Genomic DNA, 3,896 nt, shown 5'->3' on the forward strand with positions numbered 1-3,896 from the left:
TACCACGTGGTGCTGCGCGGTGACCCGAAGTCCGGCGCCTACCTCGCGTTCTGGCTGGACGACGAGAACCACGTCCTGGCCGGTATGCACGTCAACACCTGGGACACCATCGACGCGGTCAGCGCGCTGATCCGCTCCGGCGAGCAGGTCGACCCGGCGCGCCTCGCCGACACCTCCGTCGAGCTGACCGAGGTCTAGAGCGGGGAGGTCTAGAGCAGCGAGACCTAGAGCGGATAGGTGACGTACGCGAACGACGAGCTGTCCGGTGACCAGCTCGGCACGTTCATCGTGCCCTGACCGCCGAACAGGCTCGTCAGCTCGCGGACCTCGCCGTCGCGCATGAGCAGCCGCAGCCGGACGTCGTCGATGTCGGCCGGATGCCCCTCGGTCCCCGGCGGGAAGCTCACGTACGCGATCGCCGACCCGTCCGGCGCCGGATGCGGGAACCAGTTCACCCGCTCGTCGGCCGTCAACTGCTCGGCCGTACCGTCCTTGATCCGGAACAGTTGCGCCTGCCCCGCGCGCTCGGAGTTGAAGTAGATCCACTCGCCGTCCGGCCCGTACTCCGCGCCGTCGTCGGCGAACGAGTCGTCGGTCACCTGTACGTCGGCGCCGCCCGCGGCCGGGATCGTCCAGACGTTGGTGATCCGCCGCTCGCCGATCCACTCCAGGCCGATGTACGCGAGCGTCGTACCGTCCGGGGACACGCCGTGCAGGTAGTGGTGGAACCCGGTCCCGCGGTCGTTGGTCACCCGGCGGCCCGCGCCGCCCTCGATCGGCACCGCGTAGATGTGCCCGTCCTCGGCGGACACGTAGACCGTCCGCCCGTCGGGGCTGACCACGTGGTCGTTGTTGATCGCCGGCACCCCGCCGAGCTCGATCTCCTCGAGCCCGTCCGCGACCCGGTACAGCAGGCCGTTGCCGTTGACAACCAGCGTGCCGTCCGGGAGCCAGTTCGGCGCCTCGAACAGCACTTCGTCCGAGCTGAACACCAGCCGGTGCTCGTTACGGGCGACGTCGACGACGTACAGCTCGGCCCGCTGACCAGGGCGCAGGGTTCTTGGCATGCAGCCAACCTAACTCGGATTCGCGACGCACCCGCTGCCCTGCAGCGACAGCTCGGTATGCAAGATGTCGAGGTACGCGCAGCCGTCGCGCTCGTTCGGCTCGATGATGCCGCCCTCGTGCCACTCGTTCCACGCGTACAGGAACAGGTAGTTGTCGACGGTCGACGGACGGGTCGACGTCGCCATGTCGGCCACGGCGTTGCGGACCGCCGTACGGTAGCCGTCCAGCGACTGGTCCGGCATCCAGCGGATCGCCTTCACGTCGGTCTGCTCGATCGGGTACCGCGGGCGCTCGTCGAAGTCCGACAGAACGCACCGCCCGTACGCACCGGGCGCCTGGTTGTAGAACGCCCGCTGACCCTGCAGGTACGTCTTGTACGAACGGCTCTCGACAGCAGGCCCGTCGGTCGTGCAGTACGGCGCATCCGCACCGGCGTTGCCGACCTGCTTCGGGTCGAACCCGGCCTGGTTGATCATCACGTAGATGTCCTCGCCGAGCTGGCTGCGGGCCTTCGCCCGGACTGTGTCGACGAACTGCTTCACCTGCGCGTTGCTCCCGTCGCCGAGCCCGCGGGCGTCGCAGATGTTCAGGATCTTCCGGCCGTCGTTGGTGCGCAGCGTGTTGTCGTGCTGCAGGTAGCGCATCAGGTTGGCGGCAACAGCGTCGTACTGCGTTGTCGGGATGTTGAGCGGCGCGTACGGGTGCGCGCAGACGCCGACGGTGAAGTCGATGCTGTCCTTGTTCCGTGCCTGCAGGAACGCGTCCAGGGCGGACGCTGTGACGGTCTGCGCCTGCTTGGTGTTGTCCCAGTACCAGTAGAAGTTGAAGAAGCTCAGCCCGGCTGAGGTGGCCTGGGTGATGTGTTTCTCGAGCGTTTCTGGCTTCGAGTCGTCGTAGTACCCGATCGAGGGCTTCAGGTACGACCAGTCCTCGCCGGGCCAGTTGTCGGTCGCGTAGTGCGTACCGTCGTGGAAGTCGCGGACGCCGCCCCACCAGTCGTTGTCGCGGCCGTAGATCTCCTTGGTCCGGGCGATGATCGTCTGGTGACCGTTGGTGTTGAACATGCCGAAGTACACGGCACCGGCCCGCACCCAGTTCTGGTAGACGTAACCGACCGGCCCGTCGAGCGTGTAGCCCGCCTTAAGCAGCTCGTCCGTCCTGGACACAAGCGCCAGCCGCCACTCACGCCCGTTGGTAAACCGCCGCAGCTCCACCAGCCCAGGCCCCGCCTTGGTGGAGACATAGCCTGCTGTCCCTTCCAGCACCCAGTGCTGGGCCACCAGCGCGTCCCGCTCCTGCGTACTACTCGTGAACAGCCAGCGTGTGGCTGACGCTGACGGCTTGAGACGGTACAGCGCAGTCCAGCCGGCCTTGGCTTCACGGCCGATGAACCCCGTCGTACCTGGCTGCCGCTGGTAGCCGGCAGCCGTTGCGGAGGCCAGCTCGCGCGGGTCGGCGGTGTACAGGCGTCCTACGCCGCCGGGGGAGACCAGCTCGACGAACGGGGCGGGTTGGGCCGGTCTGGCGACCGCCTGGGACTGTGATGCAGGTGGTGGTGGCTGGTCTGCCAGGACCGGTCCGGCGGTCAGGATCGCTCCGATGGTGGCAGCGGTCAGTGCGAGCAGTCCGGCAGCGCGACGCATACAGAATTCCCCAGGTTCGTCGTTGGTTGCTGATGATCGTAGACTCGCGGGGTGGCAGGCCGGATCAAGGAAGAGGACATCGCGCTGGTGCGCGAGCGGGCCCGGATCGACGACGTCGTGGGTTCGTACGTGACCTTGAAGAACGCCGGCGGTGGCAACCTCAAGGGGCTCTGCCCGTTCCACGACGAGAAGTCGCCGTCGTTCAACGTCACCCCGGCGCGCGGGTTCTTCTACTGTTTCGGCTGCCAAGAGGGCGGCGACGTCATCGACTTCATCCAGAAGGTCGACCAGATCACCTTCTCGGAGGCGGTCGAGACCCTGGCCGCGAAGGTCGGCATCCAGCTCCGGTACGAGGACTCCGGCGCGCCGGTGCAGCGCGGCCCGGGCAACCAGCGGCCGCGGCTCGTCGAGGCGCACCGGGTGGCCGCCGAGTTCTACGTCGACAACCTGTTCGGCGCGGCCGAGGCGTCGCTCGGGCGGCAGTTCCTGGACAAGCGCGGGTTCGACAAGGACGCCGCGGTGCAGTTCGGCGTGGGGTTCGCGCCGCGCGGTGGCGAGGCGCTGGTGAGCCACCTCCGTGGTCGCGGCTTCACGAACGCCGAGCTGGTCGCGTCCGGACTCGCCGCCGACGGGCAGCGCGGGCTGTACGACCGGTTCCGCGGCCGGCTGATGTGGCCGATCCGGGACGCCTCGTCGGACGTGATCGGGTTCGGTGCCCGGCGGTTGTTCGACGACGACCGGATCGAGGCGAAGTACCTGAACACGCCCGAGACCCCGATCTACAAGAAGTCCAAGGTGCTGTACGGCGTGGACCTCGCCCGGCGCGAGATCGCCAAGGGCCGGCAGGCCGTGGTGGTCGAGGGTTACACCGACGTGATGGCGTGTCACCTGGCCGGCGTACAGACCGCGGTCGCCACCTGCGGTACGGCGTTCGGCGACGACCACGCGCGGGTGCTGCGGCAGCTGCTGCTCGACAACGACCAGTTCCGCGGCGAGGTGATCTTCACCTTCGACGGCGACGAGGCGGGTCAGCGGGCGGCGCTCAAGGCGTTCGCGGGCGACCAGGCGTTCGCCGCGCAGACGTACGTCGCGGTCGAGCCGGACGGGCTGGACCCGTGCGACCTGCGGCTGCAGAAGGGCGACGCGGCGGTCCGCGAGCTGATCGGGCGGCGCGTCCCGCTGTAC

Annotated in this window: 4 protein-coding genes; 2 read left to right on the plus strand and 2 right to left on the minus strand. The window is 68.4% G+C overall.

The window, feature by feature from the left end; all coding sequences use genetic code 11:
• Positions 1-198 (plus strand): oxidoreductase C-terminal domain-containing protein (locus tag VFF46_RS19435; RefSeq protein ID WP_325038572.1); only part of this gene is annotated, 198 nt, incomplete at its 5' end.
• 26 nt (positions 199-224) lie between these two features.
• Here VFF46_RS19435 and VFF46_RS19440 read toward each other — a convergent pair.
• A complete protein-coding gene (locus tag VFF46_RS19440; protein WP_325038573.1) occupies positions 225-1,067 on the minus strand; it encodes a biopolymer transporter Tol in 843 nt (280 codons plus the stop codon).
• Positions 1,068-1,076: 9 nt separating this feature from the next.
• Entirely contained in the window at positions 1,077-2,711 is a 1,635-nt protein-coding gene (locus tag VFF46_RS19445) for a glycoside hydrolase family 99-like domain-containing protein (RefSeq protein ID WP_325038574.1), read from the minus strand.
• A gap of 51 nt (positions 2,712-2,762) precedes the next feature.
• Between VFF46_RS19445 and dnaG the strand changes: the two genes are divergently transcribed.
• Positions 2,763-3,896 (plus strand): DNA primase (gene dnaG / locus VFF46_RS19450; RefSeq protein WP_325038575.1); only part of this gene is annotated, 1,134 nt, incomplete at its 3' end.

The organism is Kribbella sp., assembly GCF_035655035.1.
Classification (GTDB): domain Bacteria; phylum Actinomycetota; class Actinomycetes; order Propionibacteriales; family Kribbellaceae; genus Kribbella.